We start from the raw sequence: 20,293 nt of genomic DNA on the forward strand, positions 1-20,293 counted from the left end.
AATTGACAATTATTATTCAACTTTGGTGGCAAGGGGTCAGATCCTTTGCCACCAAGAAATTGGATCCTCTATCCCAGAAATTGAAGTGGCACACCTTGCATATACGAGGAAGCTAAGAGGCATATTTATAAAAATAAGGCTCGACTTACGAAATATTTGCCAGATCTTGGGTTGGGGAATTGTTCTTTACAATATACCAAAGACAACCACCATATTTAAAATTGTCAATTGTTTAAACTAGATTAAACAACCTTTTTGCGTTTTGTGATGTCTGTTTGGCTACTTCTTCAAAGCTTATTCCTTTTAATTCTGCAATAGTGCCTGCCACGTATCTTACGTATATGGGTTCATTCCTTTTGCCTCTATAAGGTTCTGGAGTAAGATAGGGGGCATCGGTTTCTATCAGCAATTTATCTAGCGGAACAGCTTTTGCTACCTCTTTTGCTACTCTTGCATTTTTAAAAGTAACGGGTCCCGCTAAGGATATATAGAAACCCAGCTTCAAATATTCCATAGCCATTTCTACACTCCCCGAATAGCAGTGCATGACCCCCCTTAAGGTACCATCTTGGGCCTCTTTTAATATATCGAAAGTATCCTTGTTGGCATCTCTAGAATGGATTATAACTGGTAGTTTAACTTCTTTAGCCAAATTAAGCTGTTCTATGAACTTTTCCCTCTGTATATCCCTTGGAGAGTTATCGTAATAATAATCTAAACCAATCTCTCCTATAGCTACAACCTTTCTCCTATTGGTAAAGGATTTTAATATATCTATCGTATATTCATCCATTTCCTTTGCTGAATGGGGATGTACCCCCACTGCAGCATAGATATTATCATATTCTTCCGATATGGACACAGCCTTAATGCTAGAATTTAGATCAGCTCCTGGATTTATGACCAAGTCTACTCCAAATTCCTTCAAGGATTTAATCAGCTTATCCCTATCTCTATCAAATCTTCCATCATCTAGATGTGCATGGCTATCTACTAACATCTTTTCACTCCTTATGATATGGTGGCTCCGGAATCTATATCCTCAAGAGTAGATACTAAGGTCAGCTTCCCATCTTTTTCTGCAGCTAATACCATGCCCCTAGATTCCTCTCCCCTTAACTTAATAGGTTTTAAGTTGGCGACAATTACTACTTTCTTTCCTACCAGGTCTTCAGGTGAGTAGTATTCCTTTATTCCCGATACAACTTGCCTTTCCTCTTCTCCAACTTTAAGCTTCAATATATACAACTTATCAGCCTTTGGATGCTCCTTTACTTCCAGTATTTCTGCCACCCTTAACTGAATTTTTTCAAAATCCTCTATAGTTATATATTCCTCAGTTACATTATTTTCCACTTTTTTAATCCTATTTTCAATTAACTTTTCATTAGCTTTGTTTAATTTGTCCAGTTCTTTTTTAACATCCAATCTTGGGAACAATACATTCCCTTTTGATAGTTTAGTCCCTGCCTTTATTTTACCCCATTTTTTAGTATCCTGCCAATCATATTTGTCCTTATACCCAATTTGCTTCAATATTTCATTAGAGGTCCTTTCCATAAATGGATTTAATAATTGGCCTATGATTCTTATGCTTTCAGTTAAATTATATAATACTGTATCCAATCTTTCTTTGTCCTCTTCCTTAGCCAATATCCAAGGACTAGTTTCATCAATATACTTGTTAGTCCTTCTAATTACCTTCCATATTTCCTCCAAGGCCTGGCTGAAGTTTAATTGGTCCATATATTTTTCTACTTCATCCGATGCTTTTGTTGCAATTTCTATTAAGGACTTATCTATTTCCTCTTCTTTTACTGGACTTGGTAGTACTCCTTCGTTGTATTTTTCCACCATGGTAACAGTCCTACTTACTAAGTTCCCTAGGTCATTGGCTAAATCCGAGTTTAGCCTTTGTAAAAACTTCTCCCTAGAGAATGAACCATCTTGCCCAAAGGAAAACTCCCTTAAGAGGAAATACCTAAAGGCATCGATTCCATAAAGCTCAATTATGGGCTCTGGATAGATAACATTACCCTTAGATTTTGACATCTTATCGTCTTCAAACAATATCCAGCCATGGCCAAATACCTTCTTAGGTATCTCTAAGTCTAATGCCATCAATAGGGCTGGCCATATTATAGTATGGAATCTCACTATTTCCTTTCCAACTAAATGGACATCAGCAGGCCAATACTTTCTAAAGTTTTCATCATCTTCACTGCCATAACCTAAAGCAGTAATATAACAGCTTAAAGCATCTATCCAAACATAGACTACGTGTTTTGGATCGAAGGGTACCTTGATTCCCCAATCGAAACTAGTTCTGGATACGCATAGATCTTCTAAACCCCCCTTAAGGAAATTTAACATTTCATTTCTCCTCGATTCAGGTTGTAAAAACTCAGGATTTTCTTCAAAAAGCTTAATCAATCTATCCTTATATTTAGATAGCTTAAAGAAATAGGCTTCCTCCTTGGCTAAATGAACTTCCCTTCCACAATCAGGACATTTCCCATCTACCAATTGGCTTTCAGACCAAAAGGCTTCACAAGGTGTGCAGTATAACCCTTCATAATAGGATTTGTAGATATCACCTTTTTTATAAAGGGTTTCAAATATCTTTTGTACTGCCTTTTCATGATATTCATCAGTAGTTCTGATGAACTTATCATAGGATATTTCTGACATGCTCCAAAGTTTTTTAATATCGTCCACTATTTTATCCACGTATTCCTGAGGTGCCATATTATTTTCCTTTGCCTTCCCCTGAATCTTTTGACCGTGCTCATCAGAACCAGTTACAAGATAGGCATCATAGCCTTGAGCAATTTTAAACTTTTTTAATGTATCTGCTGCAATGGTGGTATAGGCATGACCGATATGCAAGTTGTCGCTAGGGTAATATATGGACGTTGTAATATAGTATTTTTTCACCTTAATTCCTCCTTTTCTCTTATTATTTCCCATTTAAATCAAAAAAAGCTTTCATCATCTATATATAGAGACGAAAGCTTGAATTTCGTGTTACCACTCTAATTCGTTTAAACTTCGCAGTTTAAACCTCTGTAGGTTACATACATAACCCGGCACATGGTAACGGATGCTGCCGTTACAGCCTACTAAACTTCAGCTGTAAAGTTTAGGGGCCATGTTCGGAATAATCTTCAACGCTGGCTTTCACCTACCCCAGCTCTCTAAAGTCTCAGATTAAACCTACTCTTCCCTTCATTACCTAATATATTGGTTTATTTACTTCATCAATATATAGTAAAAAATTTAATTTGTCAAGTTGTTTTATCTTGTGACCACTATTTATCTTTTTCATATAATGTTATTAGTTATGTGTAAAAGGAGTGATTTTATGTACCCACAAGATTTTGAGCAAAGACATCCTGCTGTACCTCCATTGTATCCAATGGATCCATGCAGGCCTAAACCTTACGAAACCATGCCCTACGACCCTATGCCTTATGAACCTATGCCCTATGAGTCTATGCCATATGAACACATGCCCTATATGCCTTGCCCAATGATGGACCCTATGCTTAGAGACTGTATAAGGGTATGTATGATGCAATGCGGTAGATATTCTTCTTATTATTATCCAATGGAACAGGGAAATATGTATATAGACCAATCAACAAGTTATTACATGGAAGATATAAAATAGGAGGAATGCCCCAATATATAAAAAGGGGCATTCCTTATTTGTTACAAAAATTTAATATTTTGTTGAGGATTAATATTTCTAAACCTATTAATTGTAATTTTTCCCATATTAATAACCCTTTAATGCCGCATTTTTCCATATCGTTTGATTTTCAGAATATATTGAATTATTTGGGAAACAATAAATTTAAATTAAATTTTTAATGATTTTTTAATTCCCCCTTGGTAATTTATGGATTTAAATTTGACAGAAAAAAATTTTTTGACTAGAATACTGTCTAGCCAAAAAAGAGGAGGTTAATATAATGGCAAACTTTACAGTCACAAAGTCAAATAAATTTAAAATGTTGACTGTCCTCGCTATAACTGCAAGTTTATCTTTGGGAGTATATATGCATACTGCTAAGGATATAACTATCTCCATAGATGGAGAAGAAAAAAATATAATTACCTACAAGGACACCGTAGAAGATCTGCTTAAACAGGAAAATATTAGTTTAACAGAAGGTGTATATATTAATGTCCCATTAGATGCTAAACTAGAAAATAATATGAACATAATCATAAAGACACCTAAAACTTATATATTAGCCTTTGGAGATAAAAAAGTTGAGGTGAATTCAGTTGAAAATAAAGTCCAGGACATATTGAAGGACTTGCATGTAGATCTTGGCGAAAAGGATTATACTTATCCAGGCCTTGATGATGTAATCGCTCCAGGATCAGAAATTATGGTCACCAAGGTAACTGAGGTAGTAGAAGAACATGAAGAAGTAATTGCTCACGAAAAGATCGTCAGAAAAAATAACAGGTTGGATATAGGTAATGAAAATACCATACAAGAAGGCAAGGATGGCCTAAAGAAGGTAAAAGTGAAAAAAACATTTGAAAATGGTCAATTGGTTTCAGAAGATATTTTAGAAGAAGAGATTATAGAAGAAGCCATTCCCCATATTGTTGAAAGGGGAACCAAGAATATTTTAATTTCTTCGAGAGGAAATATAAGGTATATTAAAGCCATTACTATGATAGCAACGGCTTATGACCTATCCTATGAAAGCACTGGTAAAAGACCTGGAGACAAATATTACGGCATTACTGCTTCTGGGACTAAGGCAAGGCCAGGAGTAGTTGCTGTTGATCCACGTGTAATACCTTTAGGTACAAAATTGTATGTTCAAAGCCTTGATGGTACAGAGGATTATGGTTTTTGCGTAGCAGAGGACACTGGCGGTGCAATTAAAGGAAATAAAATTGATTTATTTTTCAACACCGCCAAAGAAGTAAAACAATTTGGCAGAAGAAAGGTAAAAGTATATATATTAGATAATAGATAAAGGTGAACATGTCACCTTTATCTATTCTAAAAATTTCACACTCTTTATTTTTATTTATTAGCTATATTTGCTTTATCCTCCTTGAGATTCATACTTTCTTATTCCTGTAGCCCACAAAACAATCATTATAGTCGAAAGTACAGCTACCCAAATAATCTGAAATCCTAGATGCTTAATTGCCTGCACCTGTGTATACTTCCCTTGAAATATTGATACAGGAACATAATAAATATATTGAAATGGTAACCATCTTGATAATTTGGTTAAAATTTCAGGAAAGAATGCTATAGGCAATATTTGTCCTGATAACAATTTTATAACATTCCATAAATTATCTCTGAGCGTCAATATATTTTTTACCCAAAATGTTAACTCACCTACTATAAAAAATAAGGAATACATTATTACTAATCCTAAAAAAACATTTGATAATGATAATGCAAAATTTGCAATATTTACTGGTAGTTTTATTCCAATTACAGCTTTACTTAAATATAAAAAAATCAATCCTGAAGTTATTCCCCAAAAAAAATAACCTATCTTAGTACAAAATAAGTACAATGGATAACAAATTGGCTTTGTCAAATACATATCCAAATTTCCTATATTAATATCATTAAACACCTGATAAGCAGTTATCCCTACAGGTGCTATTGCAGTTTCAAATATATTCAGTAAAAAATAATATGTAATAATATCTTCAAAAGTATAATCTTTTATTGTACTTGTACTCGCATATACAAATTTCCATATTAGATATATTATTAATAACTTTAACGGTAAATACATAATTTGTCCCATAAAATTCAAAGCATACTCTTTCATTCTGCAAAATTCAATTTGTAAAATACGAATATATTTTTTCACCTTTAAATCATTCCTTTCGCTTCGATCAAGGCACAAAACTGAATGAGCCATCCTGCCAAAAAGTGGTTTTATCCCCCATTTGATTCATACCTTTTTATTCCTAAGTGCCATATTGTTATGAATAAAATAAATGTTATAAAACAAAAGGCCAATAATTTTAAAAAAAACATAAGACTAATACTCATTTTATCCAATAATATAACGGTAGGATAGTACGATACAAATGCAATTGGAACCACATATGTTAAAATCATTCTCATCTTGCTTGGAAAAATATCCAATGGATACTGCTTGCTTTCTGTTAGGCCTAATATTAATCCTCTGAATACCTCTATTCTGCCAAACCAAAATGCCATAAATGTTATAATTCCGTATATAAAATTATAGATTAGCACTCCCATGAACATTACTATAAGGCTCATTATTATATTATTGACCTTTATAATCATTTTGGCATTTATGGCTACAATTATAATCAAGATCAAGCTTACTAAAAACTGTTGTATAAAATAAACTATCGATACACTCTCAAATAATACTGCAAACAATGTATTTATAGGCCTACTCAAATATTTATCCAGCTCTCCCATTATTATTTTACTTGGCAAATCTCTAAATCCAAAGAATAATCCGCCTAAACTTTCTCCAAACAATGTAACCGCACTGAACATGGCTAATTGTGAAAATTCCCAGCCTCCAAGCCCTTCTATATTGCTAAGTAGTGAATACCAAAATAAAAACACAAAACTAGTATTAAACAATAAATGTAACAATACCATAAAAAGCTCAAATTTGAAAATATATATTTCTTGCCAAGAAATTATAACGAACCTTCTTATTAATTTCATATATTTCTTTATCATAACAATTCTCCTTGATCATTTAAATATATTTCCTGTAGTACGCTCTCTAAACTCAATGCATTTATATTAAAATCCACTATCTTAGGATTATTAATCAAATTATTAACAACATTCCCCACATCTTGCTTAACCACTTTTATAGTGGTTTTATATTCTTCAGATACTAAAATCTCCTTCTTAAAACCATCTAATATTTTTTCTAAATTGTAATCTTTCTCATGCATAATCTCAATTATTTTGTATTGATCTCTATCTTTAAGTTCTTTTATCGCTCCATCATATCTAATTATACCTTTATCAATAATAATTATGCGTTTGCAAATTTTATCAATATCTGCTATATCATGGGTAGTTAAAAATATTGTAGTATTAAATTCTTTGTTTAAGTATGTAAAAAAATCTAATATTTTATGTTTAGCTATTATATCAAGCCCAATAGTAGGTTCGTCTAAAAATAATATCTTCGGATTATGTAACAATGATACAGCGATCTCACATCTCATTTTTTGTCCAAGGGATAGCTTTCTGACAGGGATATTCAATATATTACTTAATTCCAACTTATCCAAAAATAATTCCATCCTTTTTTTATAATCATTGATTGATATTGAATAAACATCTTTATAGAATTTAAAAGATTCTATAACAGGTATATCATAAAACATTACTGACTTTTGCCCCATTATCACAGCAATATTCTTAGATAATTCATTTCTATTTTTATATGGTATATAGCCATTTACAATTATCTTCCCAGAAGTTGGAGTTAATATTCCTGATAACATCTTAATAGTCGTTGTTTTACCTGCTCCATTTGTTCCTACAAAACCAATTATTTCTGCCTCTTCTACATCAAAACTTATATTATCTACTGCTATTTTATCTTCGTAAACTGGAAATAAAAAATTTCTCAGAGACTTTTTTTTATTTTGTTTTGGCACTCTATATATTTTTGTTAAATCTTTTATATGTATCATGTTATATGCTCCTCTCATATAATATGCTTAGAAACACTTTTTATAGGGCTTCTAAGCATACTTTCTTGTTTTTAATACAATTTTTATTAGAGGTACCTAATGCTATAATTGAATAAAGATAGTTTGCAAAGAATAATCCTTTCAACTTCAACAAAGCCATTTGATTATTGCCTAAAAGCACGTTTCCTGAATGATCTATCAAATTCCGGTTATTTTTTATTATTTTTGATTTTATTAAAATTCGCCTCTTGACATATCTCTAATTTACTTTACACAAATCTCATAAATTTGGTTTCTCTAGGACATAACGGATCTTTATTATATATGGTTCCATATGCAATTTTACTTCTAGCATAGCATAAACCTTTATCAAGTATACATTTCTCATAATCGTCACAATCGTAGCAATCTGTATTAATAAACTTACTTCTCTTAGGATATATAAGATTATATAACTCGTCCGAATTCCAAATATCAATTAATGACTGTTTCTTTACATCTCCTATTATACATTCCTCACTATCTATTAATCTCTCACAAATAGTCACTTTACCATTTGGAATAATGACTAGTCCCATTCTGCCACCTGAGCATCTAGAAATATTCATTAATGTCTTAGACTTAATTTCGTATTTTGGACTCTTATAATTGACGTTCATCTTCCCTTCATAATTATATACAAATTCTTCCAATAACTTATAGTCTTCTTCACTTGGAAATAATAGTTCATCATGTCTTCCTAAAGTTCTTAAATAGGGTGATATCATATGTTCTTTTACACCCATATTATTTAACTTTATTATTAGTGCTGGTATACCCTTTATGTTTTTTTTAGTTACCACTGTATTAACAGTAACATCAATTCCATTAGATATTAATTTACTAATAACTTCTATCATACGTTCTGCAAAATCATCAATACCCGTTAAATATTTAGCTATATAATCATCAAGTGTATCTATACTTATCTGTATACTTTTTAAACCAGTTTGCTTTAGTTGTTTAATTTCTTGAATAGATAGTAATTTTTTTGTTGATATATTTATATGTATTCCTTCTTCAACAGTTTTTTGTAAAATTTCATATATATCTTTTCTTATAAATGGATCTCCTCCTGTTATTTCAATATGTCTTATTCCCAATTTTTTTGCATCTTTTAATATTTTATCTATCAATTCTATTTCTAATCCTTTAGCTTCATCTATATTTTCGCAATACCTAGCACCCGCATAACAGTACCTACACTGCATAAAACAATCCCTAGTTAATGATAATACTAAAAATTTTGGAACTATAGCCCTTAACCTATTTAAATTAACTTTCTGTTTACTATTTATAAACACATCAAAATTTCTAAATACTGAATCTTTTTTTTCCAATATATATTTATAATTTTCTGTAATTTTGTCAAACATTTTTTTGGCTTTATCTTTATCAAGCTGAGTTAGTTCAGATAGTATCTCAATTATGTTATCATCACTCATATAACCATTAAATAATGTTAATAATGCGTGCACACCTAATTCAACTTCCCCTATAACTTTATCCCCTTCCAATACATCAACCATTCCATTATCATTCATTTTAAAATTTATACACTCTCTTACTACAGTATTCAATATAATCACCTCATTATTTACAACAGAAACCCTAGCAGTTTAACACATTATGAACAGCCTTATAGAAAAACGCTTTAACTTCTATTCATTTATTTCCGTATCACTACCATCTTCATATCTAGCTTTTCCACCACCATGGCTAGAACAACAACAAGAACATTGACTAGGTTCTTCAACTGCTATCAAACCTACATATTGTTGTAAAAATAATTTAGCTTCTTCCAGATTCTTCATAGTATAATCATACCTCCTTCTTTACTGCTAGGGTTTTCTGCAGATTATACATAAATTAACTTTATTGCTTTTAGCTGTAAGTATAGAATCTAACCCACACTGTCCTTAATTAATTTTTATAATAAATTTCAAAAGTAATTATCTCAAATAGTGATTAATGATATTATTTATAGGTAGTATAATATAAGTATTCTGCAAATTTTGTCATGTTTTGGAGTAAACATATTATTTTTTTGATCTTTTTTTTGTAATATATTCATAAATAACAAACTGAGTAACAGGATAACCTGTCCCTAAAAAAGTGAAAGAATATATTAAATAAAATATAGGCAAGTTCTTGTCTTTACTAGATTTCCTATCATGCATATAATATATTAAATATATAAAAGAACCTATTTATATATGGATTGTTTTGTATAATTTTATGCTTTCATCTCAGTAAGTAAATTACCAAGTATTCCTGCTATGTTTTCCTAAAAACTTTATGCTTTCAGCAACTTTAATCATTTCAGATTTGCTCTCATATCCCGATATGTCAAATAAATACTCATCATTATGCCATATTATAGATATGCGATTATTTTTTTCAATTAAAACCCCCTCATAGTCATGGATTTCAATATAAGTAATCTTTGCCCCCTCTGTGTCTACAACGCCTTTTGTTTCTGTAGGCATCTGTATGAATACTATAGATTGATTATCCGAATCTTTCTTCACATCTTTATATTCAATGAACTTTATATTATCTGTATTGGATATGTTCTGAACTGTATATCCATCAGGAAATAGGTAGGAGCATATGCATTTTCCCAATTAATATATAGGCTATTTCCTAAAACATTTCCACTTCTATTGTTAGTTAGTTCAATTGAGGTATATTCATCTTCCATTTTTAGTATCAAGTTTAATAGCTTAGATCGTGCAGCATCTACACTTATTATTGTTATTCCAGACATAATAATAAATAAAACAACAAATACAGAAACCTTCTTTAGTAGGGCAGCAGTATCTTTTATAAATACGAAAATATTCTGTTTCATTAAATATCTTTCTAGCAATTTAGATATTTTCCTTATTTCAGATTGGGAAATAGAAAATTTTTCACACTCTTTAATCTTCTCTTTTTCCAAGTCAAATTCTTTTCCTTTAATTATCGAAAAGTTATCTAAAGCTAATTTTAGGATAATTTCGTCATATTCTTCTAATAGGTCTTTTCTTATATCATTCAACTTTATAATCTCCCTTTTTTAATTCTCTTAGGGCACGTTGTCTCGCCCGTTGAAGTCTTTTACGAACATTGTCCTTTGAAATATTAAATATACTAGCTATATCAGCAGTGCTCATTTCCAAGTTATATTTGTAAAAGAGTATCTCTTGGTCTATTGCTGACAGTCTGGTTATTGCTTTTCCTAGTTCATCTATTTCCTCCCCTATTATGACAAGTTCATCTGGTTGGGATGCTTCAGTATCTTCAATGGTTTCAGATAAATCATTTTCAAGCCCATAGAAGATTCTTTTATTATATCTATTTCTTTTATTAATAAAATTAAAAGATACACTTCTAATAGTATAGACAATGTAGGATGTTAATTTGTGACACTCTAATTTTTGGATAGTATCAATATTTTTAATCAATCTTATAATAACATCATTGATAATATCATCAACTACGCTATTATCCATAACTATTTCATAAACCTTTTTTCTCATAAGAAGGATTAATAGGCGAGAAAGAGTTGCAACTAATGTAGTTAACAATCATTACATAATTTTGTGAAATTTAACCTCATCTACAATTATAGAGGCTATTTGAAGCTGATAGAGATTAAATAAACGTGCCTGTATAATAAAGCAAAACAGTCATCTTATGTAGAGAATAATTAACAATCAAGACAAACCAAATACCTTATTAGTAACATAATTATAAATATCGATACTACATAGGATAGAAGTGCTGCTCTTAATGTATGACCATGGTCTTTTACTCCTATTGAGCCAAAATATAGTGCCATAGTATAAAATATTGTTTCAGAAGACCCCATTAAGATTGATGCTGTTATACCCAGTAAGGAATCTGGCCCATAATGACTTATGATGTCCCTTACTAGTCCTAAAGCTCCCGAACCTGATAAGGGCCTTATAAAAATAAGGGGAAGTATTTCTTCTGGTATCCTCAACAGGTGAGTTATAGGACGTACTAAATCTATAAACATATCTAGGGCCTCAGAGCTCCTGAATATTCCAATAGCAATAAATATGGCTATTAAATTAGGAATTATTTTAAAGGCAGTCTTTAAGCCTTCAAATGCTCCTTCTGTAAAGGCATCATATATGTCTACCTTCTTTAAATATCCATGGACTACAATTACAATGACTAAGAATGGCACTATACCAAGAGAGATTATATCTAGCATCTTTTTCTCCTTTCAAACATTTTACCTATTATTATGGCTACAATGGTAGATATGCTGGTTGCTAATAAAGTAATGCCTATGATGTCTGTAGGGGCTTTAGAGCCATAATCATATCTTAACTTTATTATTGTAAGGGGTACTAACTGCAAGGAAGACATATTTATTATCAAAAACATAGCCATAGCATTTGTAGCTTTACCCTTATGGGAATTTATATTATCCAATTCCTTCATTGCCTTCAATCCAAAAGCAGTGGCACCATTGCCTACTCCAAACATATTAGCTATAAAGTTCATTATCATCCATCTTTCTGCTGGATGGTTTGGTGGAACTTCAGGAAATAAGAGTTTTATAATAGGCCTAAAGGCCCTTGATAAGCACCTTATAAACCCAGATTTTTCTGCAATATTCATAATCCCTAACCAGAAGGCCATTATTCCCATAAGGCTTATGCCAAATGTAACCCCTTCTTGTGTTTCTTTTAAAATAATATTATTTATTTCTTCTAAATTACCGGTAATAGCTCCATATAGGATTCCTACAAATATCATTAAAAACCATATGGTATTGAGCATAGAAAAACCCCTTTCCTATAAAATATATGAAAGGGGTTTGTTGTTTATTTATAATATTTTCAATATGATATTCTCTAGAAAATTCCATAAGTTTATTTATTTGTGCCTGGCACCAATAAATAAACTTATTTGGTGAAGATGTTGAAAAAAGGAGTCTGTTTTTTCTTTAATAATCCTTTGTCTACCAAGCCCTCTAGTTTCTCTTCAAATACTGTAATGGGATAGGTCTTCCCCGTTTCCTTTTCAATCTCCTTAACTACATTTATGAAATCGTCGCCATTGATGGGCAATTTATCTTCAATTATCTCCAAAAATTTTTTATCATCTTCTATGACCTTATCCCTTAATTCGTCGAAAGGATTCTCCCTATGAGGACTAGTTGTGTTGGCAGCTCTGATTCTTGCAAATATGGTTCTTCCTAAAGAAGCTTCTGATATGAACACATCTCCTGTTCTTAAATAGGGAAGCCTCTTAGCTTCCTCTGCTGTTATATCCGTTTCCTCCTTAATAGTCTGAATATCGGAAGCCCTTACGGTTCTAAATATGAATTTAGTATTCAATTGAGCTGTTATGGTTTCATCTAATAGAGTAGGCCTTTGGGTTGCCAGTATTAAGAAGGTCCCATATTTCCTACCCTCTTGGGATATTTCCTTTAAAATAGATTTGGAAGGAGGTTCATATCCTTTAGGAGCAAAATTATGAGCTTCATCGGTAACCACTATAAAGGGAGGAAAATATTCTGCAGTTGTATTCTTATACAAAGCATCCTTGTAATCCCTTCTCTTATAATATAGGTTATTCAATAGATAGGTGCTAAATACCTGAAGTATTCTAGTGCTTCCCTGTACTACTATCAATTTACCCATTTGTAGACCTTCTTCTATAGGCTTAATATCCTTGCTAAATATCCCCTCATTTTCAAGTCTAGTTAACCTCCAAATAATGCCTCTAACAGAGCTATAGGGGCAGATCTTGTCATAATTTATAAATAGTTCCTTCCTCTTCTGCCAACCTTCCCTCTCCAAATCGCTTGAGCTTTCATCGATTCTCCTTTGTATCCTATCTAAAGAGCCTTCTTCCTGAGCTTCTGCCAGCATTTTTAGTTTATTATAAAAGCTGTTATAAGATTCCCTTCCCCTAAATAATATATCCACTACATTGCTCATGGCATCCGTTAAGGGACTGGAAGCCCCCAAAAGGTTCTTAATATCCTGTCGGGACAAATCCTCAAAGCGAACTCCTACATGGTATCCTATCTGAAGGCATTTAAACTTTTCCCTATAATCTTTCCTCTTTTCCTTAGGAATATAGGGACCTACTTCACTGAAATCCATTTCAAAATGGGGATCCAATACTATGGTAGGTATATTTAATTCCATAAGTTCCTCTAAAATCACCCTAAGACCAAAGGATTTTCCCGAACCGGAACCTCCAAATACCCCAATATGAGGATATTGGTGCATGGATTTTATATCAAATATATAGGGTATGTCTTTTTGTACCTTTAGCTTCCCTTCTTCAAAGGTATATAGAAGGTTCTTGTATTCTTCATCCATACCTTCAGCCATTTGATCTGTATTCTTAATTATCCCAAGTACCAAACCTTCATCTGGCGAAGATTTAATCATCAAATCCTTCACCTCTTCAAAGGAAGGTACCCTCACGTCAGAACCAGATTCTACTGGATATAGGGCTTCGTTTAAAAGCCTTATTCTGCCTATATATATGGTATCTTCCTCGATATTATAACCTATTGTCTTTAAAGAATCTATAACGGAACTATCTGCCAATTCCCCTTGAAGATTTAAAGGCATGTACTTATTATAGGTTTGAGCTTCCACCACCTCGCCAATTAAATCCCCTTGGTAAGGGTCTACTATTATCAAAAACTCGTTTATCCTAAAGTTTCTTTCCTTAGAGCCAACGAATACTTCCTGTTGGGTTGTAATACCCACTACCTTCATTTCCTTCCCTCCTACCTAGTTCTTTTATCTCTTTCAGATATAAATAGTTTTTCCAATATTTCCCGATCCAAATAGGATTCCAGCAATCCTTTTATTAATTGGTCTGTTATTCTGACTTCGTTGTCCACTATATCGATCCAAAAAGGCACTCCTCTTCCATCCTTGGGGGTTAACGTTAATATTAACCTTGCCATCTCCTCTAAATGCTGCCTTTGGCTATAAAGGATATCCATTCCTATTACACTAGGAGCTAAGGAACTTCTCATAAACAGCGAGGCAAAGCCTTCCTTGGTCTTCTTTGCTACATCACTCTGAATTTCAATTGCCTCCCCATATTCCAATAAGCCATACAATAATTCCCTGTCGTAGAACAGCTCCTTTGTAGATAATAGATTGTTTTTCACTAACAAATCTCCTATTATATAGGTTTTTATATCTTTGATTACTCCAATTAAAATTATATTATTTTCTTCACACTCCCTTTTCAACTCCTGCCATTTAGCATGGCACTCTATATCGTAACGAATAAGGGAACCATCCATAATCACTGCATAGGGTTTCAATTTCTTAACTCCTTCTATTGCCACTTCCACTTCTATGGCAGACAACTTTTTACTTCTAATGGACTGGTCTTCTTCCAGAGGGTTTTCTAAACCATTCTCATATCCATTTCCAGGACAAAGAGGGCTATAAAAATCGGTTTTATATATAGGCTTGCTTCCGTAGATTGTGGACTTAGCCAAGCCTTGGTAAATTTCAACAAAATGGGGATAGGCTCCTCCTACTCTGTTGTTGGAACCATCAACACCTAGTATGCCTCCCTTTTTATTATAATTTTTTAGCTCTTCCTGAGACAGCTTATCAACTTTTTTGATTTCTCCTACTTCCCTTCTTATGAATTCCCTAAGAGTATTAGCATCTAGAGTAAAGATTTCCTTGTATTTTTCCAACAATAATTTATTTAAACTGATTATCTTATCTTTTAGCTCTTCGTTAATATTATACAATTCCTTCACCTCTTATTTAAAAGATAAAGTAAAAATTTTTGTGTAGTATTTAACTTTTTATGTTGACTTTATTTGGAATTTATGGTATTGTTTTTATGTAGAATTTAGTCGATTTTAATATTATATATGGGAGGAATGATTATGAAGTCAACGGGGATAGTAAGAAAAGTGGATGAATTAGGTAGAGTTGTAATACCTATTGAATTAAGGAGACATCTAGATATTGATGTCAAAGATGCCTTGGAAATATTCGTTGAAGGAGAGCAAATTATATTAAAAAAATACGCTCCTGCATGTATCTTCTGCGGACAAGCTAAAGATGTTATATCCTTTAAAGGAAAGAATATCTGTCCAGCTTGTATGGACGAGCTAAAAAAATAAACTACTAGTACCCGCCTTTATGACGGGTATTTTTTATTTTAAGCTCTCCTTGTAAACTAAATTCTTCGGTATCCCCCTTATTTCTGCAACCTTCTTTATAGCTTCCTTTTTGGTAAGCCCTTCCTTTATATATAATTCTATATGCTCCTTAATACTTATATCGGAAAATAAATCCCCTTCCTCAATTTTTGCCCCTTCTAATATTAAAACGAATTCCCCTTTAGGCTCCTGAAATTCAAACTTTTTTATTCCTTCCGATACACATCCCCTAAATGTTTCCTCATAGATTTTAGTTAATTCTCTGGATATAGCTATCCTTCTATCTCCTAAAACCTCATATATATCCTTTAAAAGGGATAGAAGCCTATGGGGTGCTTCGTAAATTATCATAGTTCTCTTTTCTCCCTTTAACCTTTCCAGTTCCTTAATACGCTCCTTCCTTTTAGAAGGAAAAAAACCTTCAAATACGAATTTCCCTGTTGGAAGGCCTGAATTAACTAAAGCAGTTATAGATGCAGTAGGCCCTGGAAGAACTATAACCTTTATATCCTCTTCTATACATAATCGAATTAAGTCCTCCCCTGGGTCTGATATGCCAGGCATACCTGCATCGGTAACAAAACCAATGCTCATGCCTTCATTTAGTTTTTCTATTAATAATTGCCCTCTAGCTTCCTTATTGTGTTCATGATAAGATATTAAAGATTTTTTTATGTTGTAATGATTTAATAATTTAATGGTACGCCTAGTGTCTTCTGCTGCTATCAAATCTACTTCTTTTAATATTCTTAAGGTTCTAAGGGTAATATCTTCCAAATTTCCTATGGGGGTAGGACATATATATAGAATCCCTTTACTCATATCCATTCTCCTTATAATTTTATTAAAAAAGGCCCTAGATTTAGGGCCTTTTTTGTTTTGTCTATTATTCTGGTTGAGGTGCATCTACTGGACATACATTAGCACAAGAACCACAGTCAATACATTTCTCTGGATCGATTACATAAATATCTCCTTCACTTATTGCTTCAGTAGGGCATTCAGCCGCACAAGCTCCGCATGCAATACATGCATCAGTAATTTTATATGCCAAATAATTCACCCCCTAAAACCTTGTCTTATGCCACGATATAATTGTATCATTTTACTGCCAATAATAAAAGAGTTAATATTAATAAGATTATATTATTCTAAATCTCCTATCTCATCAATTTCATCTATCTCTTCTATTCCTTCTATCCCTTCCAAATACTCTTCTTCATCTGATACAGGAACATAGTTAGGATCCTTTTCGTCTGTAAGTATTATCTCATCTACCTTATAATTAAATAGCTCATCTGTATCGTCTTCAAGCTTGACTTTTACCTTGACCATTTGTAATAGGGTAAAGGTTTCTACTACAGTTCCCTTGCCTTCAGGGGTTAACACTATAGAGCCTATTGCTGGCATGTTCTCCAATAATTTTTCATAGGTGTCCTGTTCAAATTTAAGACAACACATAAGTCTACCACATAACCCAGATATTTTAGCTGGATTTAGGGATAAGCTTTGCTCCTTTGCCATCTTTATGGATACAGGTTCAAATTCTCCTAAGAAGGTGGCACAACATATGGGCTTGCCACAAGGACCAAGGCCTCCTATCATTTTGGCTTCATCCCTTACGCCGATTTGCCTCAATTCTATTCTAGTCTTAAAAATAGCTGCTAAATCTCTTACAAGTTCCCTGAAATCAACTCTACCATCAGCGGTAAAATAAAATATAACCTTATTGTTATCGAAGGTATATTCTACATCTATTAACTTCATCTCCAATCCATGTTCCTCTATCTTCTCCTGACAGATTTTAAAGGCCTTTTTAGCCTTCTCCTTATTGTTTTGATGGATGATGAAATCTTCTTCGCCTGCCACCCTCAATACCTTTTTTAGAGGGGAGACTATTTCATCCTCTGTAACCTGCTTAGGACCTACTGTCACGTTTCCAAACTCTATGCCCCTTGCAGTTTCCACTACCACATAATCATCTTTATTTATATCTAATCCATCTGGATCGAAGTAATATATTTTTCCTGCTTTTTTAAACCTCACACCTACAACTGTTATCATATATTTAAACCCTCCTGAATCCTTAAAAGCATTATTTCTATAGCAAGTTGATAATTTACATTCCTATCAATATTCTGTTTAGTTTCTATTATACTATCTATTATATCATTAATTCTATCTAATTTTAAATCAGGTGCCTTTGATAATGTTGGAAGTTTGTCCCTGTTCAATATGAGATTTAAATCTCTCGTTTGCTTATATATTATTAAATCCCTAAACCAATAAAGAATTATGTCTAACAATTCCTGATAATTATCCTTGTTTTCTAGAAAGAAATCCATAGAGTTAAATATTCTAACCTTATCCCCTGTTAATATGTTGACGATAATTTCAATTATTTCATCCCTTTTTTCAAAAAAAGAATCCGATTCACAAATTTCTATGGATTTTCCTATACTTCCCTTAGTAAAATTTGCAATAAAGTTTGCTTCTTCCAAGCTTTTGCCATATTTCTTTGTGAGTAAGTCTATTATCTTATGACTTTCAACAGGGGAAAATTTAACTATTTCACAACGGGATAATATTGTAGGTATAAGGTTATTACTGTTAGAAGTTATCAGTATTATATTGATATAGGATGGCGGCTCTTCCAAGGTTTTAAGAAGGGCATTTTGCCCCTCTATCCCTATTTCATGGCTATCATCAATGATAATAATCCTTCTTTTACTTTCAAAAGGGGCCTTACTTAGATCCTTTATTAAATCATCGATGACCTTTTTCTTAATTAACCCATTCTCCGGTTTAATAAACATTAAATCGGGATGATTCCAGCTATTGAATTTCAAACAAGATCTACATCTATTGCAAGGTTCAAGGCCTTCTCCCTTGCATAATAGAGTCTTCGCAAAGGCTAAGGCCACCTTTTTCTTCCCTATTGAATTTTCTCCTTCAAATAGATAACAATGGGATAGATGCTCTTCTTTTATGGCATTCTTTAAGTTTTCTATAATCCTATCATGACCAATGATTTCGTTAAAATCCATGAAACTCCTCCACAATTATATCTTTCGATAATCTTCTGCATCTAATATGAATATATTAGCACCGCATACATCTACTTCTTCTTTTCCATTGTCAATCTTTTTGTACTTACATTCTGCTTTTATAATATCTACAACTTCATCCATTTTATCGTCTTCAACCCCTATTAAAAGGGTAGTATTCCCAGATTTTAAAAACCCACCTGTAGAAGATAATTTAGTAGTTCTATATTCTTTAGCTGTTAGACTCTTTATTAACTTTGGTGCATTTTCGTCCTGTACTATAGCAATTACTAATTTCACTAAAATCCCCCCAAACAATATCCCTTTAAATCTTTTTATATTGTTCCACATCCAATATAAATAGAGTAGCACCTCCTACTTTTACATCTATAGGATAGGGTATATAGGTGTCCCCTGGCATATTCACCGTCAATAAAGATGTAGTGATCTCTCTAGTCTTACAATTATCTTCTATTATTTTTATCACTTCGTCTACCTTATCATCCTCAACTCCTATTAAAAGGGTGGTATTCCCAGATTTTAAAAACCCACCTGTAGATGCAAGTTTTGTAACACCATACTTCTTTTCAGTCAAGTCATCTATTAGACCTGAAGCATCTTGATCTTGAACGATGGCTATTATAAGCTTCATATATTATTCCTCCTTTCAAAAATCTTTTCTATATAATATATGCTTTGGGCAAATACTTCCTCTATAGACTTGGTGGCATCTATTATCTGAACGCTTTTGGGATACATTTTTATTAGTTCCATATATCCTTGGTAAACCTTCCTATGAAAATCCGTTCCCTCCTGCTCTAATCTATCTCCTCCTTTTTTTAACGTCTTTCTCTCTAAAGTAGTTGCAGGATCTACATGGAAAAACAAGGTTAAATCTGGTCTAATTCCTTTAATAGCAAAATCGTTTATGATCCTTACTTCCTCTATGCCTAATCCTCTTCCTATCCCTTGATAAGCTAAGCTAGACAGTATAAACCTTTCACATAGAACAATCTGCCCCTTCTTTAAGGCTGGCAGTATTTTTTCATGAACATGCTGCCCTCTTGATGCTGCATAAAGGAGGGCCTCTGTTTCAAAAGCCATATTCTTATTACTAGAGTCCAATATTATATCCCTTATTCTTTCTCCTATTTGGGTACCTCCAGGTTCTCTAGTACATATAAAATCCAGATTTCTCTCCTTTAGGTAATCAGCTATTAATTTTATTGTCGTGCTTTTCCCGGATCCATCTGGTCCTTCTAAAGATATAAATATTCCCTTCAACATCGAGTCATTC

General features: G+C 32.7%; 24 protein-coding genes and 1 other annotated feature. Of the genes, 3 read left to right on the plus strand and 21 right to left on the minus strand.

Annotated elements, in window-relative coordinates:
- Positions 1-232: 232 nt before the first annotated feature.
- Positions 233-1,000, minus strand: coding sequence for a TatD family hydrolase (locus BLV68_RS06165; RefSeq protein WP_093751911.1), 768 nt, complete (start codon positions 998-1,000; stop codon positions 233-235).
- An 11-nt stretch (positions 1,001-1,011) separates the two neighbouring features.
- Positions 1,012-2,970: a methionine--tRNA ligase gene (gene metG / locus BLV68_RS06170; RefSeq protein ID WP_093751913.1), complete on the minus strand. Its 1,959-nt coding sequence runs from the start codon at positions 2,968-2,970 to the stop codon at positions 1,012-1,014.
- A gap of 30 nt (positions 2,971-3,000) precedes the next feature.
- Positions 3,001-3,241, minus strand: a binding site (T-box leader).
- A gap of 123 nt (positions 3,242-3,364) precedes the next feature.
- Between metG and BLV68_RS06175 the strand changes: the two genes are divergently transcribed.
- Positions 3,365-3,673: a hypothetical protein gene (locus BLV68_RS06175; RefSeq protein WP_093751915.1), complete on the plus strand. Its 309-nt coding sequence runs from the start codon at positions 3,365-3,367 to the stop codon at positions 3,671-3,673.
- 304 nt (positions 3,674-3,977) lie between these two features.
- Positions 3,978-5,009, plus strand: coding sequence for a 3D domain-containing protein (locus tag BLV68_RS06185; protein WP_093751919.1), 1,032 nt, complete (start codon positions 3,978-3,980; stop codon positions 5,007-5,009).
- Between the two features lie 72 nt (positions 5,010-5,081).
- Here the strand turns inward: BLV68_RS06185 and BLV68_RS06190 are convergent, their stop codons facing one another.
- The 12 genes from BLV68_RS06190 to BLV68_RS06240 form a co-directional block, all read right to left on the minus strand.
- Positions 5,082-5,876, minus strand: coding sequence for an ABC transporter permease (locus BLV68_RS06190; protein ID WP_159428631.1), 795 nt, complete (start codon positions 5,874-5,876; stop codon positions 5,082-5,084).
- A gap of 68 nt (positions 5,877-5,944) precedes the next feature.
- On the minus strand, positions 5,945-6,739 hold the full coding sequence (locus tag BLV68_RS06195) for an ABC transporter permease (RefSeq protein WP_093751923.1): 795 nt from the start codon (positions 6,737-6,739) through the stop codon (positions 5,945-5,947).
- Positions 6,736-7,716: an ABC transporter ATP-binding protein gene (locus tag BLV68_RS06200; protein WP_159428632.1), complete on the minus strand. Its 981-nt coding sequence runs from the start codon at positions 7,714-7,716 to the stop codon at positions 6,736-6,738. The genes BLV68_RS06195 and BLV68_RS06200 overlap by 4 nt, the downstream gene beginning before the upstream one ends.
- Before the next feature lie 269 nt (positions 7,717-7,985).
- Complete coding sequence (locus BLV68_RS06205) at positions 7,986-9,335, minus strand: radical SAM/SPASM domain-containing protein (RefSeq protein ID WP_093751927.1); 1,350 nt, start codon at positions 9,333-9,335, stop codon at positions 7,986-7,988.
- Positions 9,336-9,416: 81 nt separating this feature from the next.
- The gene (locus BLV68_RS15425) at positions 9,417-9,569 is read right to left on the minus strand and encodes a hypothetical protein (RefSeq protein ID WP_159428633.1); all 153 of its coding nucleotides are present in this window, start codon (positions 9,567-9,569) and stop codon (positions 9,417-9,419) included.
- 447 nt (positions 9,570-10,016) lie between these two features.
- Positions 10,017-10,382 (minus strand): DUF4367 domain-containing protein, encoded by a 366-nt coding sequence (locus BLV68_RS06210; RefSeq protein WP_093751929.1) that lies wholly within the window; start codon positions 10,380-10,382, stop codon positions 10,017-10,019.
- Positions 10,307-10,798 carry a hypothetical protein gene (locus tag BLV68_RS06215; RefSeq protein ID WP_093751931.1) on the minus strand — a complete coding sequence of 164 codons (492 nt, stop codon included), beginning with the start codon at positions 10,796-10,798 and terminating at the stop codon, positions 10,307-10,309. The genes BLV68_RS06210 and BLV68_RS06215 overlap by 76 nt, the downstream gene beginning before the upstream one ends.
- Positions 10,791-11,279 carry an RNA polymerase sigma factor gene (locus tag BLV68_RS06220; RefSeq protein ID WP_143035249.1) on the minus strand — a complete coding sequence of 163 codons (489 nt, stop codon included), beginning with the start codon at positions 11,277-11,279 and terminating at the stop codon, positions 10,791-10,793. Before BLV68_RS06220 ends, BLV68_RS06215 begins: the two co-directional genes overlap by 8 nt.
- Before the next feature lie 170 nt (positions 11,280-11,449).
- Entirely contained in the window at positions 11,450-11,983 is a 534-nt protein-coding gene (locus tag BLV68_RS06225; RefSeq protein ID WP_093751935.1) for a spore maturation protein, read from the minus strand.
- Positions 11,977-12,558 (minus strand): nucleoside recognition domain-containing protein, encoded by a 582-nt coding sequence (locus tag BLV68_RS06230; RefSeq protein ID WP_093751937.1) that lies wholly within the window; start codon positions 12,556-12,558, stop codon positions 11,977-11,979. The genes BLV68_RS06225 and BLV68_RS06230 overlap by 7 nt, the downstream gene beginning before the upstream one ends.
- Positions 12,559-12,683: 125 nt before the next feature.
- Complete coding sequence (locus tag BLV68_RS06235; RefSeq protein ID WP_093751939.1) at positions 12,684-14,522, minus strand: ATP-binding protein; 1,839 nt, start codon at positions 14,520-14,522, stop codon at positions 12,684-12,686.
- A gap of 11 nt (positions 14,523-14,533) precedes the next feature.
- Complete coding sequence (locus BLV68_RS06240; RefSeq protein WP_093751941.1) at positions 14,534-15,529, minus strand: DNA double-strand break repair nuclease NurA; 996 nt, start codon at positions 15,527-15,529, stop codon at positions 14,534-14,536.
- 141 nt (positions 15,530-15,670) lie between these two features.
- Here BLV68_RS06240 and BLV68_RS06245 point away from each other — a divergent pair, with 141 nt between their 5' ends.
- Entirely contained in the window at positions 15,671-15,910 is a 240-nt protein-coding gene (locus tag BLV68_RS06245; RefSeq protein ID WP_093751943.1) for an AbrB/MazE/SpoVT family DNA-binding domain-containing protein, read from the plus strand.
- Positions 15,911-15,943: 33 nt separating this feature from the next.
- Here the strand turns inward: BLV68_RS06245 and rsmI are convergent, their stop codons facing one another.
- From rsmI to tmk, 7 genes are all read right to left on the minus strand, one after another.
- A complete protein-coding gene (rsmI, locus tag BLV68_RS06250) occupies positions 15,944-16,771 on the minus strand; it encodes a 16S rRNA (cytidine(1402)-2'-O)-methyltransferase (RefSeq protein WP_093751945.1) in 828 nt (275 codons plus the stop codon).
- A gap of 64 nt (positions 16,772-16,835) precedes the next feature.
- On the minus strand, positions 16,836-17,003 hold the full coding sequence (locus BLV68_RS06255) for a DUF362 domain-containing protein (RefSeq protein ID WP_093751947.1): 168 nt from the start codon (positions 17,001-17,003) through the stop codon (positions 16,836-16,838).
- 92 nt (positions 17,004-17,095) lie between these two features.
- Positions 17,096-18,013: a PSP1 domain-containing protein gene (locus BLV68_RS06260; RefSeq protein WP_093751949.1), complete on the minus strand. Its 918-nt coding sequence runs from the start codon at positions 18,011-18,013 to the stop codon at positions 17,096-17,098.
- Entirely contained in the window at positions 18,010-18,996 is a 987-nt protein-coding gene (gene holB, locus BLV68_RS06265; protein WP_093751951.1) for a DNA polymerase III subunit delta', read from the minus strand. Before holB ends, BLV68_RS06260 begins: the two co-directional genes overlap by 4 nt.
- Positions 18,997-19,011: 15 nt before the next feature.
- Entirely contained in the window at positions 19,012-19,296 is a 285-nt protein-coding gene (locus BLV68_RS06270) for a cyclic-di-AMP receptor (protein ID WP_093752086.1), read from the minus strand.
- Positions 19,297-19,321: 25 nt separating this feature from the next.
- On the minus strand, positions 19,322-19,648 hold the full coding sequence (locus tag BLV68_RS06275) for a cyclic-di-AMP receptor (RefSeq protein WP_093751953.1): 327 nt from the start codon (positions 19,646-19,648) through the stop codon (positions 19,322-19,324).
- On the minus strand, positions 19,645-20,283 hold the full coding sequence (gene tmk / locus BLV68_RS06280; protein ID WP_200773676.1) for a dTMP kinase: 639 nt from the start codon (positions 20,281-20,283) through the stop codon (positions 19,645-19,647). The genes BLV68_RS06275 and tmk overlap by 4 nt, the downstream gene beginning before the upstream one ends.
- Between the last annotated feature and the right edge of the window lie 10 nt (positions 20,284-20,293).

Origin of the sequence: Tepidimicrobium xylanilyticum, from assembly GCF_900106765.1 — a bacterium.
Classification (GTDB): domain Bacteria; phylum Bacillota; class Clostridia; order Tissierellales; family Tepidimicrobiaceae; genus Tepidimicrobium; species Tepidimicrobium xylanilyticum.